The organism is Bacillus sp. EU55, assembly GCF_038005925.1.
Lineage (GTDB): Bacteria > Bacillota > Bacilli > Bacillales > Bacillaceae > Bacillus > Bacillus velezensis.
On the sequence record NZ_JBBOUE010000001.1, the window covers coordinates 2134709 to 2152003 of the forward strand.

Here is a 17295-nt window from a genome sequence, read left to right on the forward strand (position 1 = left end):
TTTTATTATAATACCCTAATTTAAATGTAAAGTAAACATATTTATTAAATTTAAAAAATTATTATCCTGGTTAAGTATATACCATTTCATCCATCTTTTCATCTCTTTTTTCTTAAAGACCTATTTGTTATGATATGCACGCATTCCTTATGACGTGACAACATTTTTCGGGCTGTAAGATAAAAAACGGGGCATGACAGCAAAAGACGTGATGAAGAAACCGAAACATTTTCTTAAAAAAACTTCTCAACCACGGTCGTTGTGATATAATAATACTCGTTGTGTTAAAAGATCTAACATATGCAACAAAAATGACAGTAAAAGATACGTAAAAGGGAGGTTAAACATGGAGGCTTTCATCAGTGAAATCATAAATGTTCCAAATGATTTTATTTGGAAGTATCTTGTTTATATTTTAGTCGGGATCGGATTGTACTTTACGTTCCGTTTTCGCTTTATTCAATTCCAATACTTTATTGAAATGTTCAGAATCGTCGGGGAGAAGCCGCAAGGAAATAAAGGAGTGTCTTCAATGCAGGCATTCTTTATCTCAGCCGCTTCTCGTGTCGGAACCGGAAACTTGACCGGCGTCGCGCTGGCGATTGCAACAGGCGGTCCCGGCGCAGTATTTTGGATGTGGATCGTAGCGATTGTCGGTATGGCTTCCAGCTTTGTGGAAAGCACCTTGGCGCAGCTGTATAAAGTGCGTTCCGGTGACGAATTCCGCGGCGGTCCGGCATATTACATGGCAAAGGGACTGGGCGCCCGCTGGCTCGGTATTTTATTCGCCGTATTGATTACCGTTTCTTTCGGACTTATCTTTAACGCCGTGCAGTCAAATACGATTTCTGTCGCGTTTGACGAAGCATTCCATGTGAATAAAACAGTTATCGCAATCATTTTAGCTGTATTAACGGCTTTCATTATATTCGGCGGTCTGAAACGTGTTGTTTCCGTCTCGCAATTAATCGTTCCGGTCATGGCGGGTATGTATATTCTGATCGCGCTGTATGTCGTGATTGTAAATATTACAGCGGTACCTGAGCTGTTTGTTACGATTGTGAAAAATGCGTTCGGTCTTGAACAGATCGTCGGCGGAAGCTTAGGAAGCATCATTATTATCGGTGCGCAGCGCGGCCTGTTTTCAAACGAAGCGGGTATGGGAAGCGCGCCGAATGCCGCAGCGGCTGCACATGTGTCGCATCCGGCTAAGCAGGGATTAATTCAGACCCTCGGTGTGTTTTTTGATACATTTATCGTTTGTACATCGACTGCCTTTATCATTTTATTGTACAGCTTTACGCCTAAAGGCGACGGCATCCAAGTGACACAAGCCGCACTGCAGCACCACCTCGGCGGATGGGCGCCGACATTTATTGCGATTGCGATGTTTTTATTCGCATTCAGCTCAGTCGTCGGCAACTATTACTATGGTGAAACGAATATTGAATTTATTAAAACAAGCAAAACATGGCTTAATATTTACCGCGTATTCGTCGTAGTGATGGTGGTATACGGATGTTTGGCTGACTTCCAGATCGTCTGGGACATGGCAAACTTGTTTATGGGACTCTTGGCTCTCATTAACTTAGTGGCAATCTTATTGCTGAGTAATGTAGCCTACAAGATCTATAAGGATTATGCCGCTCAGCGCAAAAAAGGTCTTGATCCTGTATTCAAGGCCGAGAATACGCCGGAGCTCAAGCATATTGAAACATGGGCGGAAGAAGAAGGTACAAGCCCCGAACGTAAGACTGCTAACTAAGGAAACATGCATACAATTTTCAAAAAACCCCTTACATTTTGTTGTGAGGGGTTTTTTTATGTGAAAAACCGGGTTATTTTTGCCGAAAACAGATTTTTTTGAATTTGTTGTATTTTTCTCTTGTGTGTGTAAGGGCTTTCATATAAAGTTTAACTAAACCGGTTTACCAAACCGATTTAGTCTTAAAGGAAAGGAGTATTAATGTGGCTTCTGATTATGGCATTTTTACGATCGGTGATGCGATGATCACCTTAAATCCCGCAAGCACAGGGCCTTTGCGTTTTGTTACCCATTTTGAACGAAAAGCAGGAGGAGCTGAACTGAATTTTGCGATTGCATGCGCAAGATTGAATCTGCACTCAAAGTGGGTCAGCAGGCTGGGGAAGGATGAGTTCGGCAGAGTGATTTATCAGTTTGCCAAAGGAGAAGGAATTGATGTGACTGACGTCTCCTATGTTGAAGGCTTTCCTACATCTTTAAATGTCAAAGAGATCAGAAATGACGGTTCAGGCAAGACGTTTTATTACCGTTTCAATTCACCAATTCTAACTCTTGCACCGGAAGATATAACAGAGAATATGTTTGCCGGCATTCACATCGTTCATCTTACCGGTGTGTTCCTCGCGCTTGATAAGAAAAACCTTGAAATTGCTGAAAGGGTGCTTTCCATCGCCAAAGCAAGGGGGATTCCCGTATCTTTTGATCCGAATATCAGGCTGAAGCTGTGGACGATTGAGGAGGCGCGTGCGGCATTTCATCAAATCTTTCCGCATACTGATATTCTTCTGGCGGGCCGGGACGAAATGAAACAGCTGACAGGTCTAGGGGAAAATGAGGCATTAGCCCGGTTTGCAGAGACCTATTCAATCAGTCAGCTTGTCATAAAAGACGGTGAAGCAGGTTCTGCGCTGTATCATGATCATAAGTGGGTTCACAAAGAGGCTTTCCCGGTTGCGCCTGTTGACACGGTAGGAGCGGGTGACGGCTTTAATGCCGGTTACCTGTACAGTTATCTGCATGGTTTTGAACCGGAAAAACGTCTGGAGTTTGCCAATGCGGTCGGTGCGCTCGTCACCACAGTTTCCGGTGACAATGAAGGGCTTCCCTATCTAGAAGAGGTTCTGTCATTTGTAAACAAAGAGACTGTGATTGAACGTTAGCAAGCACAACTTAAAAAGCGGGTGAGAAAATGAAAGCGGTTCTAGTACGGAAAGCATTTGATCTGGTGGTGACGGAATGTGAGAAACCGTCTGTTGCCCATGCGGATGATGTTCTTGTCAAGGTGAAGCGGGTCGGAATTTGCGGATCAGATTTGCATATTTATCATGGGACAAATCCGTTAGCGTCCCTGCCGAGAGTAATCGGTCATGAAGTCACAGGGGAAGTCGCAAAGACCGGTTCTCTTGTCCGGCGTTTCAAGCCGGGTGACCGGGTAGTGATTGAACCGATATCTTATTGCGGAACATGCTATGCCTGCCGGAAAGGACGTCCGAACGTCTGCAAATCGCTTTCGGTGTTCGGCGTTCATGAAGATGGCGGGATGCGGGAATATATCGTGCTTCCGGAAAAGCAGCTGCATGCCGTTTCGCCCGATCTGCCCTGGGAGGAAGCGGTCATGGCAGAACCATATACGATCGGCGCCCAGGCCGTTTGGAGAGGCAGAGTCGAGAAGGAAGATACCGTTTTGATTCAGGGGGCGGGGCCGATCGGAATCTGCATATTAAAAATGGCAAAGCTCAAAGGCGCTTCCGTCATGATAACCGACCTGAATGATGAACGCTTGGCATTCGCTGAAAAAAACGGTGCGGACGTTACCGTCAACGCGCAAAAAGAAGATCCCGTTTTGCGGGTGAACGAATGGACAAAAAATGAAGGCGCCAATGTCGTCATTGATGCCGTCTGTCTCCCCTCAACGTTTGAAACGTCCATTGACGCGGTGTCTCCGGCCGGTTATGTGGTTGTGCTTGGTTTTGATGAGAGGACTGCCGGCATTTCTCAGCTTCCGATCACAAAAAAGGAAGTCACGATAACCGGTTCAAGATTGCAGACGAATCAGTTTCCGTGCATTACAGACTTACTGAATAAAGGCCTGTTAACGCACGGCAGTCTTATTACACATACATTTTCAGCAAATGACGTCCATCAAGCATTTCAGTTGATCGAACAGCACCCGGGCAAGGTGGGAAAAGCAATCATTACGTTTGATTAAAGGAGGAGCGAGAATGCTGCCTAAGTACGCTATTTACGAAAAACTTCTGCATGCACAAGTGGTGGCTGTCATAAGGGGACAAAACAGCCAAGAGGCGCTTGAAGTTTCAAGAGCGGCCATTTCAGGAGGTATCAGCGCCATTGAGCTTACATACACAACTCCTGAAGTGGAAGATGTCTTTAAGGAACTCCGGCATCAAGATATTCTTCTTGGAGCCGGCTCTGTAATGGATACAGAAACGGCGAGACACGCCATTTTATCAGGCGCCTCATTTATCGTCAGCTCTCATTTTGTAAAAGAGATAGCATCTCTATGCAACCAGTACAGCGTACCGTATCTTCCGGGATGCATGAGCGTGTCTGATATGGCTTTGGCGCTCGAAGCCGGATGTGATGTGGTAAAGCTGTTCCCCGCTAATTCGTTTGACCCTTCATTTATCAAGTTGGTCAACGGTCCTCTGCCGAATGTCCGCATTATGCCGACCGGGGGTATCTCATTAAACAGCATGAATGACTGGCTCTCTGCCGGAGCGGTCGCGGTCGGTGTGGGAAGCGACTTGACAAAAGCATATCAAAAGGGCGGCTATGAAGCTGCCGTATCCCTCAGCAAAGAATACGTCTGCCGAAAACACGAATATACGGGGGTGTAACATGAATATCACGTTTCGCTGGTATGGCCAAGGTAATGATACGGTGACTCTTGAACATGTCAGACAAATTCCCGGGGTCAAAGGCATCGTCTGGGCTCTTCACCAGAAGCCCGCGGGCGAAGTATGGGAAAAGGAGGACATTGAAGCGGAAGTCAGATTCATTCAATCCTATGGGTTTCATGCAGAGGTCGTGGAAAGCGTGAATGTTCATGAAGCCATTAAACTCGGTCATGAAGAACGCGGACAATATATTGAACATTATAAACAGACCATTCGCAATCTGTCCGAATTCGGCGTGAAAGTCATCTGTTACAATTTCATGCCGATATTTGACTGGACGCGTACCGATATGTTCCGCGCGCTGGAGGATGGGTCAACCGCTTTGTTTTTTGAAAAAGCGAAAGTGGAAAGTCTCCCTCCGGAGGAACTGATCCGCACGGTTGAAGAATCTTCTGAATTGACGCTTCCCGGGTGGGAGCCGGAGAAAATGGCCCGGATCAAGGAACTGTTTGAGGCCTATCAAACGGTTGATGAAAAACAGCTTTGGGCCAATCTTGAGTTCTTTTTACATGAAATCCTTCCTGTAGCGGAGGAACGCGGCATTCAAATGGCCATTCATCCGGATGATCCGCCCTGGTCAATTTTTGGCCTGCCCCGTATTATCACCGGTGAGAAAAGTTATGAAAAGCTGCGAGAGATTTCACATTCACCCGCCAACTGTATTACGTTATGCACGGGTTCGATGGGAGCGGATCCCGCCAATGATATGGTGAAGATCGCCAAACACTATGCGGGAGCTGCGCCGTTTGCCCATATACGAAATGTGAAAATCTGCGATAACGGTGATTTTACGGAAACTTCGCATCTTACCAGTGATGGGTCCATTGATATTACCGGTGTGGTAAAAGAATTGCACGGCCAAGACTATAAAGGATATGTACGGCCTGATCACGGCCGTCATATCTGGGGCGAACAATGCCGGCCGGGTTATGGTTTATATGATCGCGCCTTAGGAATTATGTACTTGAACGGACTGTGGGATGCGTTCTCGTCTCATGAGAAAGGGGTGAAGAGATGAGACCGATTCATGAATGTTTATCAGGAAGAACCGCTGTCATAACAGGCGGGAGCGGTGTTCTCTGTTCAGCAATGGCAAAGGAGCTTTCACGGCAGGGGATGAAAATTGCGATCGTCAGCCGGAATGCTGATAAAGCAGAGCGTGCGGCGGGCGAGATTGCTGACGCTGGAGGAACCGCGGTTTCTGTACCGGCTGATGTTTCAGCCCGTGATTCGCTCGAAAAGGCAAAAGACGAGATTATCAGCCGGTTCGGTTCTGTCAATCTTTTAATTAACGGAGCCGGGGGAAATCATCCTGATGCGATCACTGCAAGTGAGACGTATGAAGAGGATGAACAGGGCACATCATTTTTTGATATGGACGAAACGGGGTTTTCCAGCGTTTTTTCAACCAACTTTACCGGTGCATTTCTGGCATCGCAAGTGTTTGGAAAAGACCTTTTGAAGGCGGAATGTCCCGCGATTATTAATATTTCTTCTATGAGTGCGTATACACCGATGACAAAGGTGCCTGCCTACAGCGCGGCCAAGGCGGCGATTCAGAATTTTACGATGTGGATGGCTGTTCATTTCGCAAAAAAAGGGCTGCGGGTGAATGCCATCGCTCCGGGTTTCTTTTTGACAGCGCAAAACCGTGAGTTGTTATTACAGGAAGATGGAAGTCTGACAGACCGATCCAATAAGATTATGGCACATACACCGATGAAACGTTTCGGGAAACCGGAAGACCTTCTGGGAACGCTCCTGTGGCTTTCGGATGATTCATGCTCAGGCTTTGTCACAGGGGTCACCGTTCCCGTCGACGGAGGTTTTATGGCTTATTCCGGAGTGTGACAGAACCCATGTCCCTGTCAGATTGTAAACTATTTACTTCTGACTTATACTAGTGAAAAATGAAGACAGACGGGGATGAGTCTATGAAAACCATTACAATTTCTGATGTGGCGAAATATGCAAACGTATCTAAAAGCACCGTATCTCAATTTTTAAATCAGCGCTATGACTATATGAGCGAGAAAACGAAACAAAAAATAGAAGCGGCCATTCAAGAGCTGAACTATCAGCCGAATTTCGTCGCCCGCAGCTTAAAACAGAAATCAACATTTACAGTAGGTGTGGTGGTGGCTAATATTCTTCACACCTTTTCCACTCAGGTCATCAGGGCGGTGGAAGACTATTTTCATGAACAAGGATTTCATATTATTGTCTGCAATGCGGATGATGAACCGGAAAAAGAAAAGAAATATATTGAAATGCTGCGGGCCAAGCAGGTGGACGGAATTATTATTTTTCCGACGGGCGAAAATCTCTCTTTATATGAAAAGATGAAACGCGATACGTTTCCGGTCGTGTTTATGGACAGAACCATTGAAGAACTCGGGATTCCGACAGTGATGCTTGATAATCATCATGCAGCCGGTCTTGCCGTTGACCGGTTTATCGAAAGCGGCATAAAGAGAATCGCGATTATTACGACGTCCATTATTCGGGAAATCAGTCCGAGGGTAGAAAGGATTGAAGGGTATAAGAAGGCGCTTGACCGCCACGGAATGTTGGTGCGGAACGAATATATCAAAACAGCCGATGCGGCTGATATTTCCAATGTTTTGTCAGAGCTGTTCTCACTTCAGGAGCCTCCGAAAGCGATATTGGCGGCAAACGATATCGTTCTTGTTGAGGTGCTGAAGTATATGAAGGAGCATGATATGACAATTCCGGATAAGGCAGCCGTCATCGGAATTGATGAAGTTCCTTTTGCGGGTTTTTTTACTCCTCCGATTACGACGATCGTTCAGCCTGCGGCAGAAATGGCGCGAAAAGCGGGAAGCCTTCTTCTTCGCCAGATACAAGAAAAAGATGGCGGTGAAAAACGGATTCACCGCTATAAACCGGCGCTGCTCGCAAGGCAATCCGGATAACCGGTTTCATTGCATAAACCGGTTTACTCCGGCAATTTTAATATCTGAATATTATGAAATAAGAGGGAGGGATTTTATGTTCTCAAAGGATAGATTCCCTATTATTCTTCTTTTATTTTCAGCCGGGGTGATTAACTATTTAGACCGCTCAGCGCTGTCTATTGCAGCGCCGTTCATACAGCAGGATCTCACATTGTCGGCAACCCAAATGGGGCTGATTTTCAGCAGTTTCTCTGTCGGATACGCTGTGTTTAACTTTCTCGGCGGTGTTGCATCTGACCGGTACGGGGCTAAATTGACATTGTGTACGGCGATGATCGTTTGGTCTCTTTTCAGCGGAGCGGTTGCGCTTGCTTTCGGATTTGTAAGTCTTTTGATTATCCGTGTTTTATTCGGTATGGGGGAGGGGCCGCTGTCTGCTGCCATAAGCAAAATGGTCAACAATTGGTTTCCTCCGTCTCAGCGCGCCACGGTCATCGGCCTGACAAACAGCGGAACGCCGCTCGGCGGAGCGATCTCCGGCCCGATTGTCGGGATGATTGCTGTGGCGTTCAGCTGGAAAGTTTCCTTTGTCCTGATCATGATCATCGGTTTAGTCTGGGCGGTCATCTGGTTTAAATTTGTCAAAGAACGGCCGGCGCCGACGGAAGACGTTCCGGCAATGAAAGCAGCGATTCAATCGCATGAGCAGCATATCCCGATGACCTTTTATTTGAAACAAAAAACGGTTCTCTTCACGGCTTTTGCCTTTTTCGCCTACAACTACATTTTATTTTTCTTCTTAACATGGTTTCCGAGCTATCTGGTGAAAGAACGCGGTTTAAGTGTTGAATTTATGAGCGTGGTGACTGTTATCCCTTGGATTCTTGGATTTATCGGTTTGGCGGCAGGCGGAATGATTTCTGATTATGTATTCAAAAAAACCGCCGGAAAAGGGGTTTTGTTCTCACGGAAAGTCATTCTTGTCACTTGTCTGTTCGCTTCCGCTGTACTGATCGGATTTGCCGGGCTTGTTACCACTACCGTAAGTGCCGTTATTCTCGTTGCTTTATCAGTCTTCTTTTTATATATAACGGGCTCTATCTATTGGGCGGTCATTCATGATGTGGTTGATCAAAGGAATGTCGGGTCAGTCGGCGGCTTTATGCATTTTCTTGCAAACACGGCCGGTATTATCGGGCCTGCTTTAACCGGCTTTATCGCGGACAAAAGCGGATCATTCTCGGGGGCGTTTTTGCTTGCAGGCGGATTAGCCGTTTTGGCCTCGGCTGCGGTAATCCGTTTCGTGCGCCCGATTATCATTCAAACCGCTTCTGAAGATAAAAAAGACACGATACCTTATTCGTAAGTCATCAAAGCCACTGAGGCTGTCCTGCCGATAACGGGATGGCCTTTTCGTTCTGCCGCTTGATCTGTTCCTATGATAATATAGGAATTGTTTACAAAAGAAGGGAAGAGGAGGGAGCATGAAACAGAAGCCGATATATGTCGAAATCAATATTGCATCAGATATAGAAACAATTTGGGAATATACGCAAACCCCGCATCTTCATAAGGAATGGGATCTGCGTTTTTCTGACATTACATATCTTCATAGGCTGCCAGATGAACCGCAGAGATTTCTATATGAAACACGAATCGGTTTTGGGCTGAAGGTATCCGGCACGGGCGAATCAATAGGTGACATAAGGCCTCGCTCGTCAGAAAGAGTGTCTTCGCTCGCTTTTGCCTCTGATCATCCGCTGTCACTTATAAAAGAAGGCAGGGGCTACTGGAAGTATATAGAGCGGGATAACGGACAAACCGCATTTTTGACTCAATATCAATATGAAACGGCCCGCGGTCTGCCGGGAAGTTGGATAGACCGTTTTTTATTTCGTCCTCTGCTAAGCTGGGCTACCGCATGGAGCTTTGATGCGTTGCGGCTTTGGATAGAACAAAACAGACATCCGAAGATATCAGTCCGTTTCGGATTTGTCTATGTCTGTATGTGTCTCATATTCAGTCTGTATTGGTTTTTTCAAGGCTTTCATGATGGCTGTGCCGATGCAGAGATCGTGAGGGGAGCCCTGGAGACAGGGTTAGGGGTATTATGGCTGCTTCCCATGCGGAGAAAGTGGCTGATTCACGCCGGGCAGTCAGCCTTCTTTTGTGTAACGGCACTGTTATATTCCGGTGACGGATTCTTGATCTCATTAGGAGTCCTTACGATAGCCGGCATGATTCTTAAGCTCAAGCTGCCGAGCGCCTGGCATACAAAACGAAAGAGAGAAGTGAAATGACGGATTCAATGTATGAAAAAGCGATTACTCATTATCAATCACTGCACCCGATGCTGCAGAAACGGTACAGATTTGACGGATCACGCACGTTTTGCGGAGAAGGCGTTATGACAGAAATAAAGGGAGGTTCTTTTCTTGTCAGAATGCTTTTAAAGACAGGTGTTTTTTTCAGATGTTTTTTCTCAGAGAGGGGAAACGATATCCCTTTCAGTATCGAAAACAAAAAAAGGCAAAATGGCGTGGAATGGAATCGTACCTTTTTCTTTAAAGGCAAAACGCGTTTTTTTGATGCGGTCATGGAATATGATGAGCGGGAAAACAGAATTCTTGATTACTTCGGCAAACCTCACATCCTACTGTCTGAACTGCATTTAGAAGCGTCTTCAGACGGAGGGCTTGTTATTACATCCGGAAGGCAGTGGCTCCTGATAGGCGGAAAGAAAATCCCGATTCCGGCATGGATGTGCGGCAGTTCAACCGTTTATGAGGCTTATGATGAGGAAATGAATTGCTTCAGCATAAAGGTTCATGTGAACAATCGGATACTCGGCACGCTTTTCTCTTACCGGGGGACTTTCCGGGAAACAGAGGGAGAAACATGCTGAAGCGTCATCTTATGATAAGCGTGATTTGCTTTTTGGGATTTGCGGCGGCTGAAGCTCCGCATATATCAGCTGCTGAGACGTTTGTTTTATTTTCCGTACTTTTTTTCGTTCCTGCTGTATTCGATTTTGCTTTTCGGCCGTCAAAGACCTTAGAGAATGTGTTGTTACGGAGTTATCCTGTTGCCGCTATATGTGCGGTGCTTGCGCTTGTCACAGACTTCAGTTTTTTTGCCTTTGTGTGGCTCATTTATACGCTTGGGCTGGCACTGTATGCTGTCCGGCGGCTGATGAAAACAAATATTCACAGAACAGAAGAGATATCTGTTATGGCGGGTTTCATTTATTTGGCCGGGGGCGGATTCTGGTTCTTCGCATATGTCCTTGAGATTCCCGTCATGAATTTCGGCCCGCTTATCGTTCTGCTGACGGCGGTGCACTTTCACTATTCCGCTTTCCTCATTCCGATCTTTAACGGATTGCTCGGCAGGATCATACGGGAGAAACGCGAACTTTACCAGTGGAGTACGGTCATTATTTTGATTTCGCCGATCCTTATTGCCTTGGGGATTACATTTTCAAAGACACTTGATGTGATTGCTGTCGCTCTGTATCTGGCGGGTCTGTATGTAAATGCATATCTCGTCTTTAAGGCGCCGTTTGTTACGAAAACAGGCAGGGTCTTGATCAGGAGTTCATCGGCTGTGTTAATGATCACAATTGCTTTTTCTTTGATATATTCGTACGGTGTCTACCGCGAGGAGGCAACGCTCACGATCAGCCAGATGATTTGGATTCACGGGGCCGTCAATGCATTCGGCGTTATCCTGCCGGCTTTGGCGGGGTGGAGGTTGGAAAATCCGAGACCGTTTGATGAGGGCAGTGATAGAACGTTCAGCCGTATTTACGGGAAGAGAACGATAGGCAAAGAATTTTTGACTGATATTCATGCAGCAAATGACATCCATTATACCGGCCTTCTGAATCAGATGAGAGAACTGCATTCTGAAGACTTTTCAACTCAAAAACTGGCGCCGGCCGTTATTTCCTTTTATGAAGAGACAATTGATTATGACATCATGGCAAAAGTGACGTGGAGCAGATGGTTTCGTCCGTTCGCGCGCGTGTACGAGCCGTTCAGCAGAAGAGCGGGGCAGATTCACCTGTCCATGAATCCGGATTGGTATATTATGCACAGTGATATCATAGGCGTTGACTCTGACAAAGACGGCAGAAAAAATGTCCGTGCGTGGATCAGAACAAATGAAAAGCAGAAAACCGTTTTTACTGCGCTGTATTCAGAGTACAGGGCAAAAGGGGAAGGATACATGAATATATCTCTCCCGCTGCCGTACGGCCAAATGACGGGCATTTTAAAACCTTATGCGCGTAAGCAGAATCTTGTTTTGACAAGCAGACGGCGAAAAAGCGGAGCGGGTGATGAAGGGATTTATCTGCAGACGAAATGGGGGGCGTGTCATCTTCCGCTGGCAGAGACATTTCTTATTTCAGCCCAGAGCGAAACAAGCCTGAAGGCCGTTCATCATATGTGGCTGTTCGGACTGAAATTTTTAACTGTGCATTATCGGATCACTCATGCTTCCTCAGGTAACCGAATGGAAGAAAAAAGATGAAGGGTATACCTACGCTTCCGTGTATCAAACTTGGTTCGGAAATCGGAAACAAGGCTTTTTGGAATACAAAATAAAGCAAAGTGATTTTTAAATTTTTCCTCCGGTGTGGTCAAACTTGAATGCAAGTCAGCACCGGATTTCTTTTTATGGAGGCTGTCCAATGAAGAAAACAATCTACATATTGTTCATTTTGGTTTTGCTCTCGATGAATATGTCAAGCTATCATTACACTCTTAACAAACAAATCTATTACACTTTATTCTCCAATAAAGAAGCATTGATAATCGTTTATACCTCAGAAGTTAAAAGTGAGGACTTTGTAAAGAGATTGGTCGCCTTCTCCAAAGAAAACAAAGTGAACATTTCTCAATACAATTTCTTGGATGAAAAGAACTTAAACATCTATTCTACAAGCCCTGAAAATGAACCATCAATACATAACGGCAATAAGCTTGTGTCAAATTTTCTAAGAGATCATTCAGAGCAGAAGATGATCGGGAGCATTACCTTTCCACTTTCGACATGGAAAATCAAATATTTTGATTTCAATCAAATAAAGAATATAGGCATAGGAAGCAAATTTTATATTTCGTCTAACGATGAAAAGGTATTGGAAAAAGCACAAAATCTTTTTGCTGACTATGGTGAAGTAAGTTATGAGGACATCACTGAGAATACTGCTTTTATGTTTAACAAAACTTTGCTTATGCTAGTGTTGCTTTCTATGCTGATTTTGTTTATTGGCATCCTTTATTTTGTAATTAAAAATCGCAAGCGGCTTCTGCTGCAAAAGTTATGGGGGTATTCCAAAGTTAAAACACTGCTTTCTTACCCAGCAATGTTTTTGAAGCCTCTAATTATAATCATATTTTGCGGCGCAATTATTGTGGCTTTGCTAGCCTTTTCTTTCAGTTTAAATGACTGGTTGGCTGTATATCTTAGAATTTACATTAGAAACGCGGTGATTGGCGCGCTTATCATGATGGTATACACCATCATGGTTACCCTCGTCTTGTATAACAACAGCGACATTAGTGGCTCGATCAAAGGCAGCACACCGATTAAAAAATTCCAATGGTTATCTGTAGGCTTTAAAATTGTTATCACGATATTGCTTTTCAATATTGTTGCGTTTTCACTTTCTAACGTATTCGATCTCAAACAGCAGCTTGATAATCAATCATACTGGAAAAAGACACAAAACACTTATAAAACAAGCTTTGCATATACCGGGATAGACTATAGTGATTTAAAATTAGACAGGGAGAAAAATGTTAAAGTACGAGCGTTGTATCATCAATTAGAGAAGCATAAAAATGCGTTCGTCATTGATGCACATAACTATGCTTTACTAAGGAAAGATGGAAAAAAACCTGTTTATTTTTACACCTTAAATACGACAAAGAAAAATGAAATTTATTCTCCTTCTGGACGAAGCATTACAATCAGCCCTAATTATTTAAAGGTGAATCCCATTATCGGTGCTAATGGAAAAGCCATAAACAAAAAAGAATTATGGTTTGACTCAAATTCATTGAATCTGCTTGTGCCACAAAAGTATGCAAAATATAAAGAAGACATCATAGAAGCATATAGAGATCACTTTTTCTTTGATAAAGTTGAATTAGATAATATGTATAACAAGGAGATGAAGCAACCTTTAAACACCATTAAAAAAGATGAATTGAAAATCAACATTATTTATACTAAAAATAGGCAGGAGTATTTCACCTTTAATAGTGAGCTTGGTGATGCTGGCAATAAAAATAACATTGTTGATCCAATAGCTGCAATTTTCACGGACAACGTTGATCCATCTGTTATAGGTGCTTACTCAACCTCATGTTTATTCTTTTCAGATTCTTCAAAAGGCATGGCGTATGACCGCATAGTTCCTTATTTGGAGAAGACCAATACGAGAGATCTAATTGATTCATCAATTTCGGTCTATCAAGAGCTAAGCGACGGTATAGCAAGAATTCAGAATCAATTCTTGCAGAATTTAATTGGACTAACAATAACAGTTATCCTCTCCATAGCCTTTCTTGTTGCTTATATTTGGTCGTATTACAGCGCAAATGCATATCGGCTGTACCTTAAAGAGCTTTTTGGATATTCATATTGGACCAGAAATAAAAATTTAATCATCTTTTCCCTTTTAACCAATTGCCTTATAGGTTTAGGATGCAGTATTTATTACAAAATCTTTGAATTAACAATTTTCATCGCGCTGTTTATTGTAATCGAGCTGCTTATTCTTTATTTTCTGAGTGTCTATTTGAACAGGAGAAACATGAATAGGATCTTAAAAGGAGATAGAATATGATTACACTCAACAACATATCAAAGACGTTTGATGAAAAACCTGTTCTTTCGAATTTCTCTCTTCAGATAAAAGAAAATGAATTTGTTTCAATTGTTGGTAAGAGCGGTTCAGGGAAGACTACCCTGCTAAATATCATAGGTCTTCTTGATACTCCGCACTCAGGAGATGTTGAAATTTTAGGCTTTCGAAATCCTAAACCTACGGAGGTTATGAAACTAAGGAGAGAAAACTTAGGGTATATCTTTCAAAATTACGTGCTTATGGACAATGAAACAGTATTAATAAATTTACAGCTTTCGACGGCTTATGCAAAAGACTTTAAGAAAGAAAAGTTGACAAAAGCTTTAGAAATGGTTGGTCTGGATAAAAGCTTTTTAAAGAAAAAGGTTTATCAACTGAGTGGCGGAGAGCAACAACGTGTGGCCATCGCAAGAATTATTTTGAAGCCTTGTGATATTATTCTGGCTGATGAACCGACAGGAAACTTAGACAAATATAACAAAAGCATTATTTTGTCTTTGTTCCATCAGTTAAAAGGTATGGGGAAAACGATTATTTGTGTTACTCATGATCAAGAAATCGCCAATGGTTCGGATAGAGTGATCAATCTTTCATAAGGAGAGGTTCTAAATGAAACATATTACTTTTGCAATGTCTACAAGTGTCCTGATTATTATTACAGGAATCGTTCACAGAGTAATCTTTAGAATGTTTGGCTTACCTTTTGATCAAGCAATAATCTTCTGGGGTGGATTCGTTGTTGTTTATTTTGTGTTAGCTCTGCTTTCTTCTTTACTCTTTAGGAATTTAGGATCAAACAGCAGAAATTACGAGGCTTAATAAAGGCTTTAATGCTTCCTCACGAAGTAATCAAGAAGGGTACATGTTGTCTAGAAGAAAGGACCGGCCAACACGCCGGTTTTTTTATGTAAGCACATTTGCAAAGAGGATCGCTATCAGAAGCCCTCCGAAAAGTTTCAGAATTCAAGAATGGGAAAATAATTAACATAATTTTGTATTTTTTCCGAACATAACAGTTCTATATACAAAATATGACAAATTTCCCCTTTGCAAGGTGATAAAATCATATTACCTGCTAAGTGAGTTAGCAGCAGGCAACAAATCAAAAGGGGGGCAATTAAAAATGTTAAAAAGTAAACTCAAAAAGATAGTAGGAGCTACAGCACTTGTCGGCGCCATACTAGTATCTGGATCACCAGCAATGGCGGAGACTCTGCCAGGATTAATTTGGGTAAGAGATAAATATCCGAATGCTTACGATTTTGATTACTTCAAAAGAGACGGTGAAAATTGGGTTTATGTGTACACAAGATTATCCAATGGCAAAACTGATGTAGACGAAGTAAAGTGCGAGGCGATTATTAAAGATCGGTGTTATGTTCAAGATTAATTGTAAATCGTAATACATCCTATTTTTTAATTCTGTCTCATTAACTAAGTATACTTAAGATAACGAGACAGAATTTTCATTAAAGATTTAACTTCCTAGAATATATATTATGTAAACTAGGAATTATGTAGAGAATATAAAAGTGGATCCATATTCTAAGAACATCCCCTTTTTGTAAGGTAATATTAAAAAACCTCTACGTCCTTAATAAATTAAATTGGTCATAAAGGTTTTTCAGTTTGAGTATTTTAATCGGTTATGTCACTTGTTGCTGGTCTTCCTGATCAAGTCCACGCCATCGTATGCCAGACTTTCCACACTTGCAGCCTTCTGCAGTATGTAATGATCAAAAAAGTTCTTCGTATAGTCTGTAACAAGATTTCGCATCTCCATGGCATCCCGTTCGCCTCTAAGTTCCTCATTCACACTGGTAAACACGATGTCGCAGTAATCTAAATGCGCAGCACGATCAACAGAGAAATAATAGGTATCCATGCTATTGTTAGCGCCAATGATCGCATTCATGTTATAGTTCGGTTCAGAAAACAGCAGCAAAAAGGGTTTCTTAATGTCGCTGCCCTGAAGGCCGAACGCACCGCTATCCAAGCCAATCCCGCAGGCGAACCGTTCGTCGTCCCGGCAAACAATCGCCGTCGTAGGCCCTCCATAAGAATGTCCGACTATGCCCATGCCGGTGTCAAGCAACAATCTGCCCTTAAAGATGGAATTCAGCTCTCCAGAGTCCAGTTTGACAAGATAATCGGCTACATACCTTACATCTTCTGCCTGTAATTCACTATACTCTGTTAACTTGTCAAGTATCGGCAGTGTAAGCACGTTTTGGCACATCTCAATGGCAGTTCCGTCGTCAGGACGCATCTCCATCTTACCAGCCAACGCCATCATCTCCGGATCTTCAGAAAACGCCATAATAACATCCGAAAAATCCTTTGATATATTAAACAGGCGCCTATCTTTACGCTTATACATCGTGCTATTCTGATGGCCGATGCTTACCACAACATATCCTATGCTTGCCAAGTCTGTACAGATCACTGTACCCCATTCTGGAGAACCGCCCCCGCCGCAAACATAGAATAACACCGGATAGCGTTTTTCCTTCCCGGAGAGAGCAAGGTCGTCGTAACATTGGGTCTTGATATCTATAGTGTAAGCATCCTTCAACGCAGTGAGAAGCGGCTGCTCATCAAGCATTTCGCAGACTTCAGGAAACATGTACGTTGATGTAGTCTTCCCTTCGCTGCTGTCGGACGGATAGTACACAAACGCCGTCAGTTCTCTTTTTGTATGATCTGATGCCGTGTACTCAAAATCCATCTGGGTTCGGCCGACAGTATAGCCGCCAATTGGCTCCGGAAATGCGTCATACTTTTTCATTCTCTTGTTCCCCCTTACGTAAT

16 protein-coding genes are annotated in these 17295 nt (G+C 43.4%); 15 read left to right on the top strand and 1 reads right to left on the bottom strand.

Annotation, left to right across the window (positions count from 1 at the left end; translation table 11 throughout):
• Nucleotides 1-346: 346 nt before the first annotated feature.
• From NYE50_RS10985 to NYE50_RS11055, 15 genes are all read left to right on the top strand, one after another.
• On the top strand, nt 347-1765 hold the full coding sequence (locus NYE50_RS10985) for an alanine/glycine:cation symporter family protein (protein ID WP_007410311.1): 1419 nt from the start codon (nt 347-349) through the stop codon (nt 1763-1765).
• A gap of 203 nt (nt 1766-1968) precedes the next feature.
• Nucleotides 1969-2925, top strand: coding sequence for a sugar kinase (locus NYE50_RS10990; protein WP_029973851.1), 957 nt, complete (start codon nt 1969-1971; stop codon nt 2923-2925).
• 29 nt (nt 2926-2954) lie between these two features.
• Nucleotides 2955-3974 carry a zinc-binding alcohol dehydrogenase family protein gene (locus NYE50_RS10995; protein ID WP_159354210.1) on the top strand — a complete coding sequence of 340 codons (1020 nt, stop codon included), beginning with the start codon at nt 2955-2957 and terminating at the stop codon, nt 3972-3974.
• A 13-nt stretch (nt 3975-3987) separates the two neighbouring features.
• Nucleotides 3988-4623 (top strand): bifunctional 2-keto-4-hydroxyglutarate aldolase/2-keto-3-deoxy-6-phosphogluconate aldolase, encoded by a 636-nt coding sequence (locus NYE50_RS11000; RefSeq protein ID WP_159354211.1) that lies wholly within the window; start codon nt 3988-3990, stop codon nt 4621-4623.
• Between the two features lies 1 nt (nt 4624).
• Nucleotides 4625-5701, top strand: a complete 1077-nt coding sequence (gene uxuA / locus NYE50_RS11005) for a mannonate dehydratase (protein ID WP_159354212.1) — start codon at nt 4625-4627, stop codon at nt 5699-5701.
• Nucleotides 5698-6534: an SDR family oxidoreductase gene (locus NYE50_RS11010; protein WP_103526849.1), complete on the top strand. Its 837-nt coding sequence runs from the start codon at nt 5698-5700 to the stop codon at nt 6532-6534. The genes uxuA and NYE50_RS11010 overlap by 4 nt, the downstream gene beginning before the upstream one ends.
• An 83-nt stretch (nt 6535-6617) precedes the next feature.
• Nucleotides 6618-7619 carry a substrate-binding domain-containing protein gene (locus tag NYE50_RS11015; RefSeq protein ID WP_017417886.1) on the top strand — a complete coding sequence of 334 codons (1002 nt, stop codon included), beginning with the start codon at nt 6618-6620 and terminating at the stop codon, nt 7617-7619.
• A 76-nt stretch (nt 7620-7695) separates the two neighbouring features.
• Entirely contained in the window at nt 7696-8967 is a 1272-nt protein-coding gene (locus NYE50_RS11020; RefSeq protein ID WP_159354213.1) for an MFS transporter, read from the top strand.
• A 118-nt stretch (nt 8968-9085) separates the two neighbouring features.
• On the top strand, nt 9086-9901 hold the full coding sequence (locus tag NYE50_RS11025; RefSeq protein ID WP_224988135.1) for a hypothetical protein: 816 nt from the start codon (nt 9086-9088) through the stop codon (nt 9899-9901).
• Nucleotides 9898-10506 (top strand): DUF4166 domain-containing protein, encoded by a 609-nt coding sequence (locus tag NYE50_RS11030; RefSeq protein ID WP_340764620.1) that lies wholly within the window; start codon nt 9898-9900, stop codon nt 10504-10506. The genes NYE50_RS11025 and NYE50_RS11030 overlap by 4 nt, the downstream gene beginning before the upstream one ends.
• Nucleotides 10500-12137 carry a YndJ family protein gene (locus NYE50_RS11035; protein ID WP_159354216.1) on the top strand — a complete coding sequence of 546 codons (1638 nt, stop codon included), beginning with the start codon at nt 10500-10502 and terminating at the stop codon, nt 12135-12137. Before NYE50_RS11030 ends, NYE50_RS11035 begins: the two co-directional genes overlap by 7 nt.
• A 160-nt stretch (nt 12138-12297) precedes the next feature.
• Complete coding sequence (locus tag NYE50_RS11040) at nt 12298-14463, top strand: DUF1430 domain-containing protein (protein WP_029973841.1); 2166 nt, start codon at nt 12298-12300, stop codon at nt 14461-14463.
• The gene (locus NYE50_RS11045; protein ID WP_029973840.1) at nt 14460-15080 is read left to right on the top strand and encodes an ATP-binding cassette domain-containing protein; all 621 of its coding nucleotides are present in this window, start codon (nt 14460-14462) and stop codon (nt 15078-15080) included. Before NYE50_RS11040 ends, NYE50_RS11045 begins: the two co-directional genes overlap by 4 nt.
• 13 nt (nt 15081-15093) lie before the next feature.
• Nucleotides 15094-15303: a bacteriocin-like WGxF protein gene (locus NYE50_RS11050; protein WP_159354217.1), complete on the top strand. Its 210-nt coding sequence runs from the start codon at nt 15094-15096 to the stop codon at nt 15301-15303.
• Between the two features lie 304 nt (nt 15304-15607).
• A complete protein-coding gene (locus NYE50_RS11055) occupies nt 15608-15874 on the top strand; it encodes a hypothetical protein (RefSeq protein WP_029973838.1) in 267 nt (88 codons plus the stop codon).
• A 261-nt stretch (nt 15875-16135) separates the two neighbouring features.
• Here the strand turns inward: NYE50_RS11055 and NYE50_RS11060 are convergent, their stop codons facing one another.
• The gene (locus NYE50_RS11060; protein ID WP_159354218.1) at nt 16136-17272 is read right to left on the bottom strand and encodes an alpha/beta hydrolase; all 1137 of its coding nucleotides are present in this window, start codon (nt 17270-17272) and stop codon (nt 16136-16138) included.
• Between the last annotated feature and the right edge of the window lie 23 nt (nt 17273-17295).

What these genes read in the sequence shown, in the direction of transcription:
- NYE50_RS10985 (WP_007410311.1), top strand. Translation starts at nt 347, where the DNA reads ATGGAGGCTTTCATCAGTGAAATCATAAATGTTCCAAATGATTTTATT.
- NYE50_RS10995 (WP_159354210.1), top strand. Translation starts at nt 2,955, where the DNA reads ATGAAAGCGGTTCTAGTACGGAAAGCATTTGATCTGGTGGTGACGGAA.
- NYE50_RS11000 (WP_159354211.1), top strand. Translation starts at nt 3,988, where the DNA reads ATGCTGCCTAAGTACGCTATTTACGAAAAACTTCTGCATGCACAAGTG.
- uxuA (WP_159354212.1), top strand. Translation starts at nt 4,625, where the DNA reads ATGAATATCACGTTTCGCTGGTATGGCCAAGGTAATGATACGGTGACT.
- NYE50_RS11010 (WP_103526849.1), top strand. Translation starts at nt 5,698, where the DNA reads ATGAGACCGATTCATGAATGTTTATCAGGAAGAACCGCTGTCATAACA.
- NYE50_RS11015 (WP_017417886.1), top strand. Translation starts at nt 6,618, where the DNA reads ATGAAAACCATTACAATTTCTGATGTGGCGAAATATGCAAACGTATCT.
- NYE50_RS11020 (WP_159354213.1), top strand. Translation starts at nt 7,696, where the DNA reads ATGTTCTCAAAGGATAGATTCCCTATTATTCTTCTTTTATTTTCAGCC.
- NYE50_RS11025 (WP_224988135.1), top strand. Translation starts at nt 9,086, where the DNA reads ATGAAACAGAAGCCGATATATGTCGAAATCAATATTGCATCAGATATA.
- NYE50_RS11030 (WP_340764620.1), top strand. Translation starts at nt 9,898, where the DNA reads ATGACGGATTCAATGTATGAAAAAGCGATTACTCATTATCAATCACTG.
- NYE50_RS11035 (WP_159354216.1), top strand. Translation starts at nt 10,500, where the DNA reads ATGCTGAAGCGTCATCTTATGATAAGCGTGATTTGCTTTTTGGGATTT.
- NYE50_RS11040 (WP_029973841.1), top strand. Translation starts at nt 12,298, where the DNA reads ATGAAGAAAACAATCTACATATTGTTCATTTTGGTTTTGCTCTCGATG.
- NYE50_RS11045 (WP_029973840.1), top strand. Translation starts at nt 14,460, where the DNA reads ATGATTACACTCAACAACATATCAAAGACGTTTGATGAAAAACCTGTT.
- NYE50_RS11050 (WP_159354217.1), top strand. Translation starts at nt 15,094, where the DNA reads ATGAAACATATTACTTTTGCAATGTCTACAAGTGTCCTGATTATTATT.
- NYE50_RS11055 (WP_029973838.1), top strand. Translation starts at nt 15,608, where the DNA reads ATGTTAAAAAGTAAACTCAAAAAGATAGTAGGAGCTACAGCACTTGTC.
- NYE50_RS11060 (WP_159354218.1), bottom strand. Translation starts at nt 17,272, where the DNA reads ATGAAAAAGTATGACGCATTTCCGGAGCCAATTGGCGGCTATACTGTC.